This window comes from Cryobacterium sp. Sr8, from assembly GCF_004403225.1.
Classification (GTDB): Bacteria; Actinomycetota; Actinomycetes; order Actinomycetales; family Microbacteriaceae; genus Cryobacterium; species Cryobacterium psychrotolerans.
Map to the genome: position 1 here is coordinate 64655 of NZ_SOHO01000065.1, position 18892 is coordinate 83546.

Consider the following 18892-nt stretch of genomic DNA (forward strand, 5'->3'; position numbering starts at 1 on the left):
GTCGGGGGTGTCTTTAGATGTCAAGGAAACGCACGTCCTTCGCGTTCTTTTGGATGAAGTTACGGCGGGACTCGACGTCCTCGCCCATCAGGGTGGAGAAGATTTCGTCGGCAGCCGCCGCGTCATCGAGGGTGACCTGCAGCAGCGTGCGGGATTCCGGAGCCATGGTCGTTTCCCACAGTTCCTTGTAGTCCATCTCGCCAAGACCCTTGTAGCGCTGGATGCCGTTGTCCTTGGGAATCCGCTTGCCGGCCGCAGCGCCATCCGCCAGCAGGGCGTCGCGCTCTCGGTCCGAGTACACGTATTCGTGCGCCGAGTTGGCCCACTTCAGTCGGTACAGCGGCGGCTGGGCGAGGTAGACGTAGCCCAGGTCGATCAGCGGGCGCATATACCGGAACAGCAATGTAAGCAGCAGGGTGGTGATGTGCTGGCCGTCGACGTCGGCATCGGCCATCAGCACGATCTTGTGGTACCGCACCTTGTCCGGGTTGAATTCCTCGCCGATGCCGGCGCCGAACGCCGTGATCATGGCCTGCACCTCGTTATTGCCGAGCGCGCGGTCGAGGCGAGCCTTCTCGACGTTGAGGATCTTGCCGCGGAGGGGGAGGATCGCCTGGGTCTCGGGGTTGCGTCCCTGCACGGCGGAACCGCCGGCCGAGTCACCCTCGACGATGAAGATCTCGGAGAGGGAGGGGTCCTTGCTCTGGCAGTCCTTGAGCTTGCCGGGCATGCCGCCGCCCTCGAGCAGGCCCTTGCGGCGGGCCGTTTCCCGGGCCTTGCGCGCGGCCATCCGGGCGTTCGAGGCCTGGAGGGCCTTGCGGATGATCTCGCGGGCCGGGTTCGGGTTGCGGTTGAACCAGTCCGAGAGCTGGTCGCCCGCGACGCGCTGCACGAATGCCTTGGCCTCGGTGTTGCCCAGCTTGGTCTTCGTCTGTCCTTCGAACTGCGGTTCGGCGAGTTTGATCGACACGACGGCGGTCAGACCCTCGCGCACGTCGTCGCCGGTGAGGTTGTCATCCTTTTCCTTCAGGATGCCCTTCTCGCGGGCGTACTTGTTGACGAGCGTGGTGAGCGCGGCCCGGAAACCCTCTTCGTGGGTTCCACCCTCGTGGGTGTTGATCGTGTTCGCGTAGGTGTGCACGCTCTCCGTGTACGCGGTGGTCCACTGCATGGCCACTTCGAGCGCGATCTTGCGCTCCTTGTCTTCGAACTCGAAGGAGATGATTTCGTCGTTGACGAGGTCGGCCTTCTTGGCACGGTTCAGGTAGGCGACGTAGTCGACCAGGCCCTGCTCGTACATGAAGGTATTGGTGACGGGGTTGCCCTCGTCGTCAGCGTGTTCGGGCCGCTCGTCGGCGAGCGTGAGGCGCAGGCCCTTATTGAGGAAGGCCATCTGCTGGAACCGGGCGCGGAGCGTTTCATAGTCGAACTCGACGGTCTCGAACGTTTCGGTGCTCGGCCAGAAGGTGATGGTCGTGCCGGTCTCGCTGGATTCTTCGCCCTTTTCCAGCGGAGCGTTGGGAACGCCGTCGGCGAAGCTCTGGCGCCAGACATGTCCCTGGCGGCGTACCTCGACCTCGAGGCGGGACGACAGCGCGTTGACGACCGAGCTTCCGACTCCGTGCAGTCCGCCGGAGACGGAGTAGCCGCCGCCGCCGAACTTTCCGCCGGCGTGCAGGACCGTCAGCACGACCTCAACGGTCGAGCGGCCCTCAGCCTTGTGGATGTCGACCGGGATGCCGCGGCCGTTGTCCTCGACCCGAACCGCGCCGTCGGCGAGGATACGGATTCCGATGGTGTCGCAGTATCCGGCCAGCGCCTCGTCGACGGAGTTGTCGACGATCTCGTAGACGAGGTGGTGCAGCCCGCGGGGACCCGTCGAACCGATGTACATTCCAGGTCGTTTGCGTACGGCTTCAAGTCCTTCGAGAACCTGGATATCGTCTGCGCCGTATTCGTGCGCCGGCTCTGTCTTTGGTTCAACTGACATCTGAAAGTGGGCTCCTGACCGTCGCACGGGCGACCATTCAGTCTACCAAACGGGCCGAGTGCTCCCGGCCACATACGCGCGTCTGGCGCGTTTTATTTGCGAGGGTGACCGAATTTGCCCGGTTACCCGTAGGTATCGCGTGGACCCCGCCCTGGAATTGATCTGGGGCCCTTTTTCCAGGAGGGGGCGTTGGGTCCCTGAAATCGGATTGACTCGATTCCGGCATCCGGATACTTCACGGCGATGTGATCCATGATCTCGACGCGCATCATCCTCAGCTGCGTGGCCCACGCGGTCGACTCGCAGCTCACGGTCAACACACCGTCCTCGATTCCGGCGGGGGTGGAGTGTTTCGCGGTCTCCTCTCCGGCCAGCTCGACCCACGATGCGAGGAGTTCGGACTGGGCGAGGGGAGAGTTCCAGCCGAGTTGCCTGGTGAGCGAACTGATCGCATCGCCGAGCCCCCGCGGGTCGCGGCCGGCCCCGAACGGAACGCTGGAACCGGTTTCGTCACGGGTGCGGCGCTTGCCCCTGGATCGTTTGGCATTCGGGTCGCCGAAGACGTCTTTGAAGCGCAGGTAGACGCGGCCCGCTTCGCTCTGCTCAGCCATCGACAACAGCCCCCGCCCGGATGTGGACGGTGTGCGCCGCGAGGGCCTCTGGCACGTCCTCGAGAACGGCGGCCGTGATAATCACCTGTTCGAAACCCGCGACGGCATCGGCCAGGCGCCGGCGCCGGGATTGGTCGAGCTCGGCGAACACGTCGTCGAGGATCACAACCGGATCTCCGCTCGTGGAGTCGCGGCGCAAGAGCTCGGCCGAGGCGAGCTTCAGGGCCAGGGCGAACGACCACGATTCCCCGTGGCTCGCATAGCCCTTGGCAGGCAGGGCATTGAGCATGAAAACGAGGTCGTCCCGGTGCGGACCGGCCAGGGTCAACCCGCGCTCGAGTTCCTTCGGCCGCAGACTCGCCAGCGCCGCCCGGAAAAACTCCCGAGTCCCGGTGCTCGAGCCTGTCGCGGTGGTCGAGCCTGTCGAGACCCGGATTGCGCCCGCGTCGACCCCGGAATCTTCATCCGCCCCGAGGATGCTGAGCGAGGCGATCAGCGCCGGTCCATGGTCTTCGCCCGCCACGGACTGATAGGCCACGCGCAGCGGTTCGCCGAGCTGGCGTATGAGTTCGGCGCGCTCGTCGATGATCTCGGAGCCCAGTTCGACGAGTCTCTCGTCCCAGATATCGAGTGTGCCCAGCGCATTCGGGCGTACGCCCGCCGCCCGGGCGGACTTCAAAAGAGTGTTCCGCTGTTTGAGCACCCGATCGTAGTCGGCCAGCACAGCGGAAATGCGCGGGGTGCGCAGCACGAGGAGCTGGTCGAGGAATCGTCGCCGACCGGATGGGTCGCCCCGGACCAGGGCGAGGTCCTCCGGTGCGAACAGCACGCTCGAGAAGTACCGCGGAAGTTCGCGGGTCTTGATCACGGATCGGTTGACCTGCGCCCGGTTCAGCCCCGATCGGTTGATCTGGACTTCGGTGAGAAGGTCCCGGCCGTTGTATTCGAGCCGCGCTCGAATGATCGCGGCGTCCTGGCCGGCCCGGATCATGGCACCGGTTGTCGACACCCGGTGCGAACCGAGGGTGCTGAGAAAGCCGAGGGCCTCGATCAAGTTCGTTTTTCCCTGACCGTTGCGTCCCACGACCAGGTTGGGTCCTGGCAGGAACGGAACGTCGACCTGCGCGTAATTGCGGAAGTCGGTGAGTGACAAGTGTGTGACCCTCACGCCGGGTCAGTCCGCCTTCTTCACGGCGTGGCCGCCGAACTGATGACGCAGGGCGGCGACGGCCTTCATGGCGGGTGAGTCACCCTGTCGAGACACAAACCGCGCGAAAATCGACGCGCTGATCGTCGGCACAGGGACACCGTTGGCAATCGCTTCCTCGATCGTCCACCGGCCTTCGCCCGAATCCTCGACGTAGCCCTCGATGTCGGACAGGTCGGGATCTTCCTTGAGGGCGCTAACGAGAAGCTCCAGCATCCAGGAACGCACGACGGTTCCCCGCTGCCAGGCGGTGAAAACGGCCGGGACATCCGTCATCAGGTCGTCGCGTTTTTCCAGGAGTTCATACCCCTCGGCGTATGCCTGCATGAGCGCATATTCGATACCGTTGTGCACCATCTTCGCGTAGTGGCCGGCACCGACGGCTCCCGCGTGAACGAAACCCTCTTCGCGCGCGCCCTCCGGTCGCAGGGCGTCGAAGACGGGCATCGCCCGCTCGACCTGTTCCGCCGCTCCGCCGACCATCAGGCCGTATCCGTTCTTCAGTCCCCAAATTCCGCCCGACACACCGGCGTCGATGTAGTGCACACCGGTCTTCTCCAGGAGTTCGGCATGGCGGAAGTCGTCGGTGAACCGTGAGTTGCCTCCCTCGATGACAAGATCGCCGGCGGCCAGCAGCTCCGAGAGTTCCCCGACCACCGAGTCTGTGATCTCGCCCGCCGGCACCATGATCCAGACGATCCGGGGTGCCGGAAGGGCCTGGATGAGCTCGGCGACGGATGCGACGTCGGTCAGATCCGGATTGCGGTCGTACCCGGTTACCTCAATGCCGCCCGCGCGCATCCGGGTGCGCATGTTCGCACCCATCCTGCCCAGGCCGATGATGCCAATGTGCAATTCGTGTCCTTTGACGGGAACTCGAGCCTCAGCGCAGGAGGAGGTTCGGCTGCAACAGGTACTTGTAGCTGTCGGCTCCCGGCTGGTCGCGTGAGTTCTGGCTGGTGATGAGAACCGGGCCCGGCTTATTCGGGTTCTCGGTCCTGGTGAACGAAATGCGCACGAACTCCGAGTGCACCGCTCCCAGTCCGTCCAGCAGGAACTGCGGCTTCAGGGAGACGACGGTCTCGGTGCCGGAGAGGATCGCGTCGATCTTCTCCGAAGCCTGGGCCTGTTCGGATCCGATGGCCTCCAGGGTTAGTCCGTCGGCGGCGAAGGTGAAACGCAGGGCTGCCTCCCGCTCAAGGACGAGCTGCACCCGGCGGGTCGCTTCGATGAGCTCCGCGGTGTTGATCACGGCGTAGTTGTCAACGGTCTCGGGGAACAAGCGCCGGACGGGCGGGAAATTGCCCTTGATCAGCAACGATGTCACGGTCTTCTTCTCCGCCGTGAAGGCGATGAGCTCACGGTCGTCGGTGCTCGTGATGGCCACCGAGATGGTTCCGCTGTGCCCGAATGTCTTGCCGACCTCCTGCAGGGTGCGGGCGGGAACCAGGGCGGTGATTGTGCCCTGGGCCTCGTTTGAGCCGCGATCCCAGTCGATTTCGCGAACGGCAACCCGATAGCGGTCAGTGGCAACCATGCTCAGGCTGTTCTCGCTGATTTCGAGTTGTACGCCCGTGATCACGGGGGTCACGTCGTCACGGGATGCCGCGACGGCAACCTGCGCGACGGCCATGGAGAATTCCTCGGCCGGTACGAGCCCGGATTGGGCTCCCACCTGCGGAATGCTCGGATATTCCTCGACCGGCATGGACAAGAGTGTGAAGTTTGCGGAGCCGCAGCTGACCGAGATGCGGGACTCGTTGGTCGAGAACCGAACGGGGGCATTCGGCATCCGGCTGGCAATCTCGGCGAGGAGCCGGCCGGAGACGAGGACCTTGCCGGTTTCTTCAACATCGGCGGCGATTTCGGTCTGGGCGGAAACCTCATAGTCGAACGAGGACAGGATCAGCCCATTCTCCGTCGCTTCGATCAGAACGCCACTGAGGATCGGCAGGGTGGTGCGCTGGGGGAGAAGCTTGACCGCGAACGATACAGCTTCGCTGAAAACGTCCCGGTTGGCCTGGAATCTCACGAAGTTACTCCTGTCGAAGGCGGTGGGTGGCTCAATGCTAGTCGTCTTCCGGAGCGGGCCGGTGACCAGCAGCGCTGGGCAGTAAAGGTTGTCGGATGGAGAGATATAAGAATTCTTGTTAATGGTCTTAACCGCTGTGGAAACTGTGGATAACTCTGTGGATATAGCGTGATCACTGGGAACTACACGTTTGTAAGTTGTTAGCGGCCTGTGGGATTAAATGACAAGAAGTTGTGAGGTCCAGATCGGCCCGAGACGAGTTTTCACAGGCGACCGTTGAGTTTCAACAGATTGCGACCCGTTGTTGTCAGAGTTTCCACAGGATTTTCCACAGGTGGAAAACTCTGGGTTTTTGTCAGTTACTTGTACCGGTGATTCTGTTTGATGCGGTTCGTGAGCTCAGTGACCTGGTTGTAGATCGAACGGCGCTCCTTCATGAGCTCGCTGATCTTCTTGTTCGCGTACATCACCGTCGTGTGGTCGCGGTTGCCGAACAGCTGGCCGATCTTGGGCAGCGAGAGATTCGTGAGCTCCCGGCACAGGTACATGGCTATCTGCCGGGCAGTGGCGACGGCCTGGGACCGGGAAGAGCCGTAGAGGTCATCGACGGTGAGTTTGAAGTAGTCGGCCGTGTTGGTGATGATGTCGACCGGTGCGATGACGTTGTCCTCATCGAGGGTGATCAGGTCCTTGAGTACCGTCTGAACCAGGTCCATATCAACCGGTGTGCGGTTCAGGCTGGCGAACGCCGTGACGCGAATGAGTGTTCCTTCGAGTTCCCGGATGTTGGAGGACACCTTCGAGGCCATGAACTCGAGGATGTCGTCGGGAACCTGGAGATTCTCGCTCTGGGCCTTCTTGCGGAGGATGGCGATGCGGGTCTCGAGGTCGGGAGCCTGGACATCCGTGATCAGACCCCACTCGAAGCGCGACCGCATCCGGTCTTCGAAACCGGTCAGGTGCTTGGGCGGCAGGTCGCTGGTGATGACCACCTGCTTGTTGTGGTCGTGCAGGGTGTTGAAGGTGTGGAAGAAGGCTTCCTGCGTCTCCGCCTTGCCCTGCAGGAACTGGATGTCGTCAATCATCAGGATGTCGATGTTGCGATAGCGCGACTGGAAGGCGGACCCGCGGTTGTTGGCAATCGAGTTGATGAAGTCGTTCGTGAATTCCTCGGAACTGACATACCGAACGCGGATGCCCGGATACAGACTCATGGCGTAGTGGCCGATGGCGTGCAGGAGGTGGGTCTTGCCGAGGCCACTCGAGCCGTAGATGAAGAGCGGGTTGTACGCCTTCGCGGGAGCCTCGGCCACAGCGACGGCTGCCGCATGGGCGAATCGATTGGACTGGCCGATCACGAAGTTGTCGAAGCTGTACTTGTTGTTGAGACGTGTGTCGTGGGGGCGCTCGGGCGAGGTTGTCTCAAAGACCGACAACGGCGCGGCCGGTGTTTCGGCGATCGGGCGAGTGGGGGAGTCGAGCTGCGGCGGTTGCTGGGGACGCAACGATTCCTGTTCGAGTTCGGGATTGACCACCACGTAGAAACTGGATACCGCGCTGGCTTCGTCGAGCTGGCCCATCGCCATCAGCAGCGGAACGCGCATGCGCTGGTTCAGCATGCTCGCCGTGAATTCGTTGGGCACCTCCAGGTAGAAGGTTCCGGCCGCAATTCCCTTGGGTTCGACCAGGGTAAGAAAGCCGTAGAGCATCGGTGTGATGCTGTCGTCGGACTCCAGAGTGGTCAGCACCGACCGCCAGGTGTCCGTTATGGGCTGTTCTCCGTCTGCCATGATTGCCTAATCTCTGAAATTCCGACTGGGCCGGAAGCCGCTGGGTTGGTGCCGCGCTCTGGACATCGATTTAATCGCCGAACAAATCATCCACAAAGTTATCCACCGCCTGTGTGTAAATCCGGTCGAATTCACAGGTTTCCTGCCCAAACCTGTGGATAACTTGTCCTCACGGTAGTCACTCGCCGATAGTCAGTCCAAATTAGCCACGATCCCGCCGCGTGTCACTCCGACGATTAGCGGAATTCTTGTGCAGAATCGGTCGTTTGGGCTTGCTGGGTTTGACCAGAACAGGGTGAGGCCGTAGTTTTAGTAGGTTGACCCCAGCCCGAGGGCTAGCTACTTCTTTCCCGGCCATTGTCCTGGCCTGCGGATATCCAACACGTGGAGATTGAGCAATGAGCAAGAGAACGTTCCAGCCGAACAACCGTCGTCGCGCGAAGGTGCATGGCTTCCGTTTGCGTATGCGCACCCGCGCCGGCCGCGCAATTCTCGGTGCCCGCCGTCGCAAGGGTCGCACCGAACTCTCCGCTTAGGCTCCGATGCTCGCCGGGGCCAATCGCATCACGAGCGGGAGCGACTACAAAGCCGTTGTTCGACGGGGTTTGCGCTACGTCGCACCCCATACGGTTACGTATGTTCGCAAGAGCCGTGAAGATTCCCCGGCGCGTTTTGGTTTCATCGTCGCAAAGAGTGTGGGTGGCGCAGTGAGCCGCAATCGCGTTCGTCGGCGGCTGAAGGCCGCGAGCTACGAGATCCTGACGTCGGTCCGACCGGGAACGGATGTCGTGGTGCGTGCTCTGCCCTCGGCGTTGGACACGAGCTGGCTCGTGCTCAAGGCCGAACTCTCCGATGCGCTCGTCAAGGGCGGCGCCCGGTAGATGGCCGTGAACAGGGTGATTGCGACGATTGTGCTGTTCCCCCGCAACGTGGGGGTTCTCCTCCTGCGTGCGTACCGCGCTGTGATTTCCCCGCTCTATGGGGATGTCTGCCGGTACTACCCCTCGTGCTCGGCGTACACCCTGGGCGCGGTCCAGGAACACGGCCTCGTGATCGGATCTGCCCTCGGCGCGAGGCGTCTCGCCCGGTGTCATCCGTGGGCCGAAGGCGGAGTGGATGATGTCCCGCTCAAGCGCACACGCCGCTACCGAGTGACATCCTTTGGATTTGTTGTCGCACCAAGCCACGGAAAGGGCTGACCCGAAGTATGGACCTCCTAGGAATCATCCTCTGGCCACTGAAGTGGGCGGTGGAGCTGCTTCTTGTCGCTTTCCACTGGCTGTTCTCCAATATGGGCCTCGGCTACAACGACGGAATCACCTGGGTGCTGTCCATCGTCGGCCTCGTCATCGTCGTCCGAGCCGCCCTCATCCCGATCTTCGTCAGGCAGATCAAGAGCCAGCGCAAGATGCTCGAGGTTGCGCCGCAGCTCAAGAAGATCCAGGACAAGTACAAGGGCAAGAAGGACCAGTTCTCCCGCGAGTCCATGTCCCGCGAGACCATGGAGCTGTACAAGCGCACCGGAACGAATCCGCTGAGCTCCTGCCTGCCCCTGCTGCTGCAGATGCCCATCTTCTTCGCCCTGTTCTCCGTGCTCAACGATGCCCAGCACCTCAAGGCCGGTGTCGGACCGCTCGACGTCGATCGGGCGCAGAGCTTCGGCAACGCATCCCTGTTCGGACAGGCCCCGCTGAGCGAGTCGTTCGCCAGCCAGTGGACCCTCATGATGGCCGGTAACCCGTACAGCGTCGCCGTCATGGTCATCGCGGCCGTCATGGTCGTGCTGATGACCGCCTCGCAGTTCATCACCCAGCTGCAGATCGTCTCGAAGAACATGTCGCCGGAGACCAAGGCGAGCCCGATGTTCAAACAGCAGCGCATCATGCTGTACCTGCTCCCCCTCGTCTTCGCCTTCTCGGGCGTCGCGTTCCCCCTCGGCGTCATGTTCTACTGGCTCACCTCGAACATTTGGACGATGGTTCAGCAGTTCATCGTGATCCGCAACATGCCCACCCCCGGCAGCGAGGCGGCCAAGGCCCGCGAAGAACGCCTGGCCCGCAAGGGAAAGCTTGTGGCGAAAGACGGCGACATCATCATCGTCGAGGAACCGAAGAAGCCCGCGCAGCGCCAGCAGCCGGTCGGCAAGAACCGTTCAAAAAAGCAACCCGGCCCGAAGAAGTAGACGAGAGACCGACGTGACTGACGTGACTGAAACCGACGCAACCGTGCCCGACACCGCAGAAGATTCCACCGTGCCCGAGACGCCCGTGAGCCCCGAGGCCGAGGGCGGCGCAGCCCACGGCGACGACTCCCCCACTGTCGACCAGCTCGAGCAGGAGGGCGACATCGCCGCGGATTACATTGAGGAGTTCCTCGACATCTGCGACCTGGACGGCGACATCGACATCGACGCCCGCAACGGCCGCGCCTACGTGTCGGTCAACGCCGCCGACGGCGACACGCTGCGCGTGCTGTCGAAGCCGGACACGGTCAACGCGCTCCAGGAGCTCACGCGCCTGGCCGTGCAGAACAAGACCGGATCCTTCTCGCGCTTGATCCTGGACATCGGCGGGTCCCGTGAGGCACGCCAGGCCGAGCTGTCTGCGCTGGTCGGTCGCGCGATCGAACGCATCGAGGCCGGCGCCGCCGACGCGGCCCTGCCCCCCATGTCGTCGTATGAGCGCAAGCTCGTGCACGACCTGGTCTCGGAACGCGGTTTCGTGTCCGAGTCCAATGGCGAGGGCCGCGACCGCCACACGGTCATCTCCCGCGCCTGATCGAACGCGACACGATGACGGAACAACTCGAGCACGAACCGGCCGCCGCAGCGGGACTCTTCGGGGAGAGAATTGGGATCGCACGTGCGTTCGCGCACAATTTGGCTGATCAGGGCGAGATTCGTGGATTGATCGGGCCGCTGGAACTTCCTCGTCTGTGGAGCCGGCACATCCTGAATTGTGCGATCGTGGCGCCCCTGCTGCGACCGGGCGTTGTCGGCGATGTGGGGTCGGGTGCGGGGTTGCCTGGCCTGGTGCTGGCGATTGCACGTCCCGATGTCTCGTTCGTGCTGATCGAACCGATGGAGCGCCGGGTGGCCTGGCTGAACGACCAGGTGGGCGCGCTTGGCCTCGAGAACACGACCGTGGTGCGGGCGAGGGCCGAGGATGTGCGCCTCGAGCAGCCGCTGGATCAGGTGACCGCTCGGGCCGTGAGCGCATTCCGGACCCTCATCCCCCTCACCGCTCCCCTGCTTCGGCCCGGCGGTGAGATGGTGCTCATGAAGGGCGCCGGCGCCGAGGCGGAGGTCGATTCGGCGGCCAAGGCGATTCGCAAGTACCGGCTGAGCAATGTTGAGGTGATTACGCTCGGTGAGGGCGTGCTGGACGAGGTCACGAGGGTCATACGGGCTACAGTGGATTAGTCCCAGGTACCGCCACTCGCCCTCAGTGAGAGTCGGACCGAGGTTCCCTTTCGGGTGGCTCATCAACCGTCGAACGTAAAGGTTTCACGTGAAACATCCTGGTGAAGACCAGCAAGTCAGCAGCCCAGCCGGATTCGACACGCCGCTCGCTCGTGAGATTTCGGACCTGACCCGCCGACGCCAGGCGCTCGCCTCCGAACGCCTCCCCCAGCCCGAGAAAACACGGGTTCTGACGGTGTCGAACCAGAAGGGCGGGGTGGGTAAGACGACCACCGCGGTCAATCTCGCCGCCGCGCTGGCGAGGCAGGGCGCCCGGGTGCTCGTGATCGACCTGGACCCGCAGGGCAACGCCTCAACGGCGCTCGGAGTCGAGCATCGGGCCGAAACGCGCAGCGTGTACGACGTCATCATCAACGACATGCCGCTCGCCGATGTCGTTCAGAAGAGCCCGGAATTCGGTGCGCTGTTCTGCGTTCCGGCGACGATTCACCTGGCTGGAGCGGAAATCGAACTGGTTTCGCTGGTCGCGCGCGAACAGCGGCTTCGACGCGCACTGGATCTGCACCTGCGCGAAATGACGGATCCGTATCACTATGTGTTCATCGACTGTCCCCCGTCGCTTGGCCTGCTCACAATCAATGCCTTCGTCGCTGCCCGGGAAGTTCTGATCCCGATCCAGTGTGAGTACTACGCGCTCGAGGGCCTAAGCCAGCTGCTCAAGAACATCGAACTCATCGAGAAGCACCTCAATCCCGACCTCGCGGTCTCAACGATCCTGCTCACGATGTACGACAGCCGTACGAACCTGGCCAACCAGGTGGCCCAGGATGTGCGCGACCACTTCCCGGATCAGGTGCTGGATACCCTGATTCCGCGTTCCGTGCGGGTGTCCGAGGCTCCCAGCTACGGGCAGAGTGTGATCAGTTACGATTTGAACTCCGCAGGATCGCTTTCCTACCTCGAAGCAGCGGCAGAAATCGCCCGGCGGGGCGCCCCAGAAACAGGAGCATAGCAATAATGGCGAAACGGACTGGCCTCGGCCGCGGCATTGGCGCATTGATTCCCGTTCAGGACCCGGCTCGGCTCTCCCGCCCGGTGGACGTCTTCTTCCCCTACGCGGAAGGGCAGGACCCCGACAAGGCGCCGGCCGCGGACGTGGCGGATGAACCGGAGGATCTCCTCCCCGTGCCCGGGGCCCGGCTCGCGCACCTCGACCCGGCCGATATCGTTCCGAACGCGGTTCAGCCCCGCACCGTCTTCGACGAGAGCGACCTGTCGGAACTGATCCACAGCATCCGCGAAGTCGGCGTCTTGCAGCCGATCGTGGTGCGTCCGCTTCTGGAACAGCCGGGCAAGTACGAATTGGTCATGGGCGAACGTCGCCTGCGGGCGAGCAAGGCGATCGGGCTGTCGAGCATCCCCGCGGTTGTTCGGGAGACCGCGGATGTCGACATGCTCCGCGACGCCCTGCTCGAGAACCTGCACCGCGCGCAGCTCAATCCGCTCGAAGAGGCGTCGGCGTACCAGCAACTGCTGGCCGACTTCGGCATCACGCAGGACGAGCTCGCGACGCGAATTGGTCGGTCCCGTCCGCAAATTACCAACACCCTGCGACTCCTGAAACTTCCGGAACCGGTGCAGCTTCGGGTGGCCGCGGGTGTTCTCAGTGCCGGCCACGCGCGGGCGATCCTGTCCGTGGGGGACCACCAGGGGATGTTGCGCCTCGCCGACAAGATCGTCAACGAAGACCTCTCGGTTCGCGCGGCCGAGGCGGCCGCGACCGCGGTGCCCAAGGCGGCGTCGACGCGTCCCGCGCCGGGGAAGCGGCAGGGTCACCTCGACGAGATCGCGGAGCGCCTCGGCGACCGCCTCGACACTCGTGTGAAGATCAATTTGGGAGCAAGAAAAGGCCAGATCACAGTGGATTTCGCTACGATCGGTGACCTCAACCGCATCCTCGTCGTCCTGGGCGAGCCCGGCTTCGGAGCGAACTAGCTTTCGACCCGCAGGATCGTTCCTGACGCGGTGAAAACTGCCGAATTCACCTCAATTCTGCGCCGGATCTGCAACCAGAAGCTGGCGTTGGGTGCCGCCGATGATCGCCCCGGGTCGAGTCCGGCACGCAGTCTGAGGCCGCATGTTTCACGTGAAACATCTTCGCTGCCGGCCGTTTCAGCGGTGCTGCTTGCGGGCTGGTTGCTGTGTTTCTCGTGGCGCAGCAAGCCGGAGGTCCGCGTTCCCCTATCTGCCGTAGGGGGACGCGCGGGATGATTCGCCCAGGGCCGGCAAATGGACTTCACGAGCACGCCAGCGTGTCGGTAGTTTTGATCCTTTGTGGGCGGTCCCCGTGATTGGGGGAGTGTACGTTTCACGTGAAACATCAGCGCTCCCGACGACCATCTGTGGTCTTCGGCGGGTCCAAGCGGCCCAGGCGGACCCAAATCGGTGAGACTTCGGCGCAGGGACGGAACTCCATGAACTCTCCCCTGCTGGTGCGATCATGACCACCTTGTGTAGGTTCGCGCTTCCGTCGAAGCGTGTTTCCCACGGCAGTAATCCGCGCACGAGTTCCATCAGGCCCGGGTCTCTTACGCGCACCGTGCCGCACGTTTCACGTGAAACATGCCCGATAGCGAGTGGTTCCGGGGCGGACCGTGCCCTTGCAAGCCTGAATCTTTCCCCAACGCCGCCCGGGCGTGCCCCGATGTGACGCCGATTTCCCGCAGTGGAGGCCATCCTGAGGGCCGACTTTCCCTGTGTGTGCCGTATTGACGGGGATGGGGTCCATGAGTGCCCAGCAATGTTTCACGTGAAACATGCCCTCTGCGCGGCCAAGAGTTGCGGCCATTCCGCTGCACCCAGTAAGTCTTACAGAAAACATGCGAGTCGGTTCGCGCGCGCCAACTTAGGCTTCAGGCGTGCACGCACCGCTGTCGTGGTGAGGCTCCTTTCCGGAGAGGGAGCCGAACTTTGCAGATCGGCCCCGAAAATGTCCCGCCTGAAGGCGTTGTGGTGCAACTACGCTGGGTTGATCCAGCTAAGGGCCGTTTGCGGTGAACCAGCAGTGTTTCACGTGAAACATGACGAATCCGGACGCCACGAGTGGCCCCTGGCTCCCGGAACGTGTGGCCAACTCAGGAGATCCGTAGATTTTCGAGGGTCCGACCGGACTGCTCCGGCTGTCGCCGGCGGAATTTCCTGAGTTAGCCCCACGCTGGCGCTCTACGCGGGACTGACAGCGGAACAGGTGGGCAGAACGGGGCGCGGGTGGGCTGAACGGGTGGCGGATGGACCTTGTCTGGTGTGACAAGGCGATGTGCCGTGGGCAAGCAGAGAAACACGTTGCGTTCGGCGTCCTGGGCGCCGGGAAAGAGTGACGCCGGGAAAGAGTGACACTGAGGCACGCGATATCCCCGTACGGGAACCGGGGGAGAGGTCAACTCAGGAGGTCCGGGGCCCGCAGGTGGTTTTCGCGCACTGGTTCGGCCCGCGTGGCCGGAATCTGCTGAGCTGGCCCCGGATGAATTCGGCCATCGCCGGAGGACGCGTGCGTCGATCGGAGATTCGTGCACCGCATTCCGATTTCCCGGGATGCCGGCCCGAAAGCACTCGTCCTGCGGCGCTGCTGCTGCTGTTGTTGCTAAGGAAGAATCTGCTGCTGTCGCAAAGCAAGAAAATGAACGGATATGCCATTTGATCAGCAATTTCCTATAGACGAGCTTGTGTGTCAGCGCGCGTCGATTACGCGGTTTGCTTGAGCTGACACACCGGGCAGTCGGGCGACGCCGGGAGTGTTTCACGTGAAACATCGGCCGCACCCGCACCCGCACCCGCACCCGGAACCGCACCCGGAGCACCACCGGGGCCCAGGTCGCACAAACAGTTCCTGGGCCTGCGGCGCCCCCGGGGGAGGGGTTCTCCCTCGACGGATCCGGGACGGAAGAAAAAATCAGGCTTCGGCGACAGCCGCCCGGGCGAGCGCCGCGTAGACCGCGCCGAGCGACTCGCCCGATGCCTCGATCGCCTGCGGGACCAGCGACGTCTCGGTCAGCCCGGGCAGAACATTGGCCTCCAGGAACCACGGCGTCCCCGCCGCGTCGACGATGAGGTCGATCCGGGACAGGTGGCGGAGGCCCAGGAGCGAATGGATCGCAACCGCAGTCGACTCGACAGCCGCAAGGACGGTCGGGTCCATGCGAGCGGGAGCGTAGAACAGGGTCTCGCCGGCGTTGTAGCGCGCCTCGAAGCTGTACACCCCGCTCAGGGGAACAATCTCGACCGCGGGGAGGGCGATGGGGCCCTCGCCCTTGTCGATAACCGTCACCGAAACTTCCGTGCCGGAGATGCGGGACTCGACCAGGGCGACATCGGCGTAGGCATAGGCGTCCACCATCGCGCGCGGCAGTCCGGCCGCGGCGGTGACGATAGTCACCCCCTGCGCGGACCCTCCCTGAGCCGGCTTGACCACGAGGGGCGCGGGCAGGGCGGCGAGTAGCCGTTCGAGAACACTCGTCGCGCCGAGGTCGCGGAAGGTCTCCTTGGAGAGGGCGACGGATGCCGGCGTCGCGTAACCGGCTCGGCGCACGAGTACCTTCGCCGTGGGCTTGGACCAGGCCAGGGCGGCCGCTTCGCCGCGCGCGCCGACGTGGGGGATACCCGTGGTCTCGATTAGCGCGAGGAGCGCACCGTCTTCACCGGTCGCCCCGTGCAGCGTTGGCCAGATGACATCCGGGTTGCGATCGACGAGTTCGGAGAGCAGCCCGGCGTGCGGGTCGATCACCGTGACGTCGTGGCCAGCTCCGGTCAGGGCGTCGGCCAGGCGGCGTCCCGAGCGAAGGGATACCTCTCGTTCGTGCGAGATCCCGCCCGCCAGCACAACGATGTCGAGGGGTACGAATTCGGTCATGATCAGGGAGTTTCCTTGCTCTAGCTGAGGCGGACGAGATCAGGAGGCGTCGGGTGGCGGGGAACCGAAGCGGGAATCGGCGCTGGGGGCATGGAGTGAGCCGGTTCCGGCGAAGGTGTCGAGCAGGTCCAGTTCGTCGCGGATGACCGTGGCCAGCCTGCGCACACCGAGCCGGATCTGATCCGGGGTCGGGTAACAGAACGACAGGCGCATGTTCCGGCGCCCGTCGCCGTTCGCGAAGAAGGCGGTCCCCGGCGTGTACGCCACGAGCTCGGTGACCGCGCGGGGAAGCATTGCCTTCGAGTCGAGCTCATCCGGCAGCGTTACCCAGACATAGAAGCCTCCGTTGGGGTTCGTCCAGGTCAGCTCCGGGAGGTATTCCTCCAGGGCGCCGACCAGGGCGTTCTTGCGCTCGCGGTACACGTCGCGGAACGTATTGATCTGACCTTTCCAATCGGCGGTGGACAGATACTCGGAGATCACGGACTGGGTGAACGAACTGGGCGACAGCACGGCGGCCTCGTTCGCGAGCACGAGCTTCTCCCGGATGGCGTGCGGAGCGAGCGCCCAGCCGACGCGGAAGCCCGGTGCCAGGGTCTTGGAGAAGGTGCCCAGGTACACGACGCCGTCCTCTTCGACCGAGCGCATGGCATCCGGCGCGGGGCGGTCGAAGTACAACAATCCGTAGGGGTTGTCTTCCAGCACGAGGATGTCATTCTGCCTGGCGATCTCGAGCACCTCGAGGCGCCGCTCCCAGCTCAGAGTCACGCCGGCCGGGTTATGGAAACTCGGGATCGTGTACAGGAACTTGATCCTCTTCCCGGCGGACTTCAGCCGGGCAATGTGCTCGCGCAGCGCTTCCGGGATGAGACCGTTCTCGTCCATCGGGACGTGCTCGACCTCGGCCTGGTAGGACTTGAAGATGACGAGGGCCGTGACGTAGCTTGGCCCCTCGGAGAGGACAACGTCCCCCGGGTCGAGAAAGAGCTTGCTGACGAGTTCCAGCGCGTGCTGCGATCCGGTCGTCACAACGACATCGTCGGCGTTGGCCCGGATGCCTTCGAGCGCCATCACGTCAAGGATCTGCTCGCGCAGCAGGGGAATGCCCTGCCCCGAGCCGTACTGCAACGCCGCGGCGCCGCGCTCGCGCATGACACGTTCCATGGCGTCGATCACGAGGTCCTGCGGCAGCGCGGCCACGTAGGGCATGCCGCCGGCCAGCGAGACGACCTCGGGGCGGGATGCCACGGCGAACAGGGCGCGCACCTCCGAGGCGCGCAATCCAGCGGCCCGGTCCGCGTAGTGGTGATACCACGGGTCGAGGTTGTTGCCGGCCTGGGAGGAGCCCTGTTCTGTCACGTCACGTCCGATCTGGTGTGCTCTTCATCGTATGGGGTCTTCTGCGGCGCCCTCGAAGTGTGTCCCGGCCGGGACCGCCGGGAGCACAAGAAAAGACCCGCCCGGCGTGAGCCGGACGGGTCCTCGTTCCTCAGGAACCAGCCGGTCGGCTACGCGAGGTAGGCGGCCAGGTCGGCTTCGAGGGCAGGCTTCGGCTTGGCGCCGATGACGGTCTTGACGACCTCGCCCTTCTGGAACACCTTCATCGCGGGGATGGAGGTGATCTGGTACTTCGCGGCCAGGCCCGGGTTGTCATCGACGTTCAGCTTGACGATGTCGAGCTTGTCGGCGTGCTCATGCGCGATCTGGTCCAGGATCGGGCTGACGGCGCGACAGGGGCCACACCACTCCGCCCAGAAGTCCACCAGAACGGTCTTCTCGTTTTTGATGACTTCCTGGTCGAAGGTTGCCTCTGTAACGGCACGTGCAGTCATGTCATTCTCCTTAGTTGGTAACGCTTGCAAGTTCGGTTTCGCCGGCCTTCGCCAGCAAATCCTCGGGAAGAGTGGAGAGGTAGTGCTCGGCGTCGAGCGCGGAGACACAACCGGATGCCGCGGCCGTCACGGCCTGGCGATAGGTGGGGTCGACCACGTCGCCGGCGGCGAAGACACCGGCCTGGCTGGTCTTGGACGAGCGGCCGCCGACGGAGATGGTGCCCTCGGGGGTAAGGTCCAGCTGGCCGTGCACGAGGTGCGTGCGCGGGTCGTTGCCAATGGCCACGAACAGCCCATCCAGTTCGAGGGTGCTCTCCGTGCCTGAGACGGTGTCGCGCAACTGGACGCCTTCAACGGCATCCGCGCCCAGGATGCCTACGACCTCGGAGTTCCAGATGAACTCGATCTTGTCGTTGGCGAAAGCGCGATCCTGCATGATCTTGGAAGCGCGCAGGGTGTCTTTTCGGTGAATGACATAGACCTTGCTGGCGAACCGAGTGAGGAAGGTCGCTTCTTCCATCGCCGAGTCCCCGCCGCCGACAACGGCGATGGTCTTGGCCTTGAAGAAGAAACCGTCGCACGTGGCGCACCAGGAGACTCCGTGGCCCGACAGTCGCTCTTCGTCGTCCAGGCCCAGCTTTCGGTACGCCGAGCCGGTGGCGACGATGACGGCCAGAGCCTCGTGCGTCTCGCCCGAGCCGAGGGTGACGGTCTTGATCGGGCCGGTGAGGTCAACGGCGGTGACGTCGTCGTAGACAACTTCGGTGCCGAACCGTTCGGCCTGCTCCTGCATCTTCGTCATGAGTTCCGGGCCCTGCACGCCATCGGTGAATCCGGGGAAGTTCTCGACGTCCGTCGTGTTCATCAGCTCGCCGCCGGCCTCGACCGAGCTGGCAATCAGCAGGGGCTTGAGGTTGGCCCGTGCGGCGTAAATGGCGGCCGTGTAGCCGGCGGGGCCGGAACCGATGATGATGATCTGGCGCACGCGTGCACACTCCTTGAATTCTGGGGGAAAGCGGGTAGAAGGCGATCGGGAACGTCGCTCACTGCCCGGTACAACACATCCTAATCGGATGCTATTCCGCGCCTTCCCCTCGGCGGGC

Annotated in this window: 19 protein-coding genes; 9 read left to right on the forward strand and 10 right to left on the reverse strand. The window is 63.7% G+C overall.

What is annotated here, in order from left to right; translation table 11 throughout:
• Window positions 1–13: 13 nt before the first annotated feature.
• The 6 genes from gyrB to dnaA all read right to left on the reverse strand — a co-directional run bounded on the left by gyrB (window position 14) and on the right by dnaA (window position 7630).
• Window positions 14–1990 (reverse strand): DNA topoisomerase (ATP-hydrolyzing) subunit B, encoded by a 1977-nt coding sequence (gyrB, locus tag E3T54_RS13280; protein ID WP_092322676.1) that lies wholly within the window; start codon window positions 1988–1990, stop codon window positions 14–16.
• Window positions 1991–2112: 122 nt separating this feature from the next.
• Window positions 2113–2601 carry a DUF721 domain-containing protein gene (locus E3T54_RS13285; protein WP_134476098.1) on the reverse strand — a complete coding sequence of 163 codons (489 nt, stop codon included), beginning with the start codon at window positions 2599–2601 and terminating at the stop codon, window positions 2113–2115.
• On the reverse strand, window positions 2594–3769 hold the full coding sequence (gene recF / locus E3T54_RS13290; RefSeq protein WP_134476099.1) for a DNA replication/repair protein RecF: 1176 nt from the start codon (window positions 3767–3769) through the stop codon (window positions 2594–2596). Before recF ends, E3T54_RS13285 begins: the two co-directional genes overlap by 8 nt.
• Window positions 3770–3775: 6 nt before the next feature.
• Window positions 3776–4663, reverse strand: a complete 888-nt coding sequence (gnd, locus tag E3T54_RS13295) for a phosphogluconate dehydrogenase (NAD(+)-dependent, decarboxylating) (RefSeq protein WP_134476101.1) — start codon at window positions 4661–4663, stop codon at window positions 3776–3778.
• A gap of 28 nt (window positions 4664–4691) precedes the next feature.
• Window positions 4692–5840: a DNA polymerase III subunit beta gene (gene dnaN / locus E3T54_RS13300; RefSeq protein WP_134476103.1), complete on the reverse strand. Its 1149-nt coding sequence runs from the start codon at window positions 5838–5840 to the stop codon at window positions 4692–4694.
• A 359-nt stretch (window positions 5841–6199) separates the two neighbouring features.
• On the reverse strand, window positions 6200–7630 hold the full coding sequence (gene dnaA, locus E3T54_RS13305; protein ID WP_134476104.1) for a chromosomal replication initiator protein DnaA: 1431 nt from the start codon (window positions 7628–7630) through the stop codon (window positions 6200–6202).
• 398 nt (window positions 7631–8028) lie between these two features.
• On the opposite strand from dnaA, the gene rpmH reads away from it, so the two are divergent.
• The 9 genes from rpmH (at window position 8029) to E3T54_RS16885 (ending at window position 14748) form a co-directional block, all read left to right on the forward strand.
• Window positions 8029–8166 carry a 50S ribosomal protein L34 gene (gene rpmH / locus E3T54_RS13310; protein ID WP_010204566.1) on the forward strand — a complete coding sequence of 46 codons (138 nt, stop codon included), beginning with the start codon at window positions 8029–8031 and terminating at the stop codon, window positions 8164–8166.
• A gap of 6 nt (window positions 8167–8172) precedes the next feature.
• Window positions 8173–8511 (forward strand): ribonuclease P protein component, encoded by a 339-nt coding sequence (rnpA, locus tag E3T54_RS13315; protein WP_134476106.1) that lies wholly within the window; start codon window positions 8173–8175, stop codon window positions 8509–8511.
• Entirely contained in the window at window positions 8512–8829 is a 318-nt protein-coding gene (yidD, locus tag E3T54_RS13320; RefSeq protein WP_174843273.1) for a membrane protein insertion efficiency factor YidD, read from the forward strand.
• 8 nt (window positions 8830–8837) lie between these two features.
• Window positions 8838–9812, forward strand: coding sequence for a membrane protein insertase YidC (gene yidC, locus E3T54_RS13325; RefSeq protein ID WP_092322687.1), 975 nt, complete (start codon window positions 8838–8840; stop codon window positions 9810–9812).
• A gap of 85 nt (window positions 9813–9897) precedes the next feature.
• The gene (locus E3T54_RS13330; RefSeq protein ID WP_174844428.1) at window positions 9898–10407 is read left to right on the forward strand and encodes a R3H domain-containing nucleic acid-binding protein; all 510 of its coding nucleotides are present in this window, start codon (window positions 9898–9900) and stop codon (window positions 10405–10407) included.
• Window positions 10408–10421: 14 nt separating this feature from the next.
• Window positions 10422–11051: a 16S rRNA (guanine(527)-N(7))-methyltransferase RsmG gene (gene rsmG, locus E3T54_RS13335; RefSeq protein WP_134476107.1), complete on the forward strand. Its 630-nt coding sequence runs from the start codon at window positions 10422–10424 to the stop codon at window positions 11049–11051.
• An 88-nt stretch (window positions 11052–11139) separates the two neighbouring features.
• On the forward strand, window positions 11140–12063 hold the full coding sequence (locus tag E3T54_RS13340) for a ParA family protein (protein WP_134476109.1): 924 nt from the start codon (window positions 11140–11142) through the stop codon (window positions 12061–12063).
• A gap of 5 nt (window positions 12064–12068) precedes the next feature.
• A complete protein-coding gene (locus E3T54_RS13345; RefSeq protein ID WP_134476111.1) occupies window positions 12069–13046 on the forward strand; it encodes a ParB/RepB/Spo0J family partition protein in 978 nt (325 codons plus the stop codon).
• Between the two features lie 1525 nt (window positions 13047–14571).
• A complete protein-coding gene (locus E3T54_RS16885; RefSeq protein WP_166804922.1) occupies window positions 14572–14748 on the forward strand; it encodes a hypothetical protein in 177 nt (58 codons plus the stop codon).
• Between the two features lie 252 nt (window positions 14749–15000).
• Here E3T54_RS16885 and E3T54_RS13350 read toward each other — a convergent pair whose 3' ends face one another.
• From E3T54_RS13350 to trxB, 4 genes are all read right to left on the reverse strand, one after another.
• Window positions 15001–15957, reverse strand: a complete 957-nt coding sequence (locus E3T54_RS13350; RefSeq protein ID WP_092322693.1) for a D-alanine--D-alanine ligase — start codon at window positions 15955–15957, stop codon at window positions 15001–15003.
• Window positions 15958–15996: 39 nt separating this feature from the next.
• Window positions 15997–17316 (reverse strand): PLP-dependent aminotransferase family protein, encoded by a 1320-nt coding sequence (locus E3T54_RS13355; protein ID WP_134476112.1) that lies wholly within the window; start codon window positions 17314–17316, stop codon window positions 15997–15999.
• Window positions 17317–17465: 149 nt separating this feature from the next.
• Window positions 17466–17789, reverse strand: a complete 324-nt coding sequence (trxA, locus tag E3T54_RS13360; RefSeq protein WP_092322696.1) for a thioredoxin — start codon at window positions 17787–17789, stop codon at window positions 17466–17468.
• 10 nt (window positions 17790–17799) lie between these two features.
• On the reverse strand, window positions 17800–18774 hold the full coding sequence (trxB, locus tag E3T54_RS13365; RefSeq protein ID WP_134476113.1) for a thioredoxin-disulfide reductase: 975 nt from the start codon (window positions 18772–18774) through the stop codon (window positions 17800–17802).
• Between the last annotated feature and the right edge of the window lie 118 nt (window positions 18775–18892).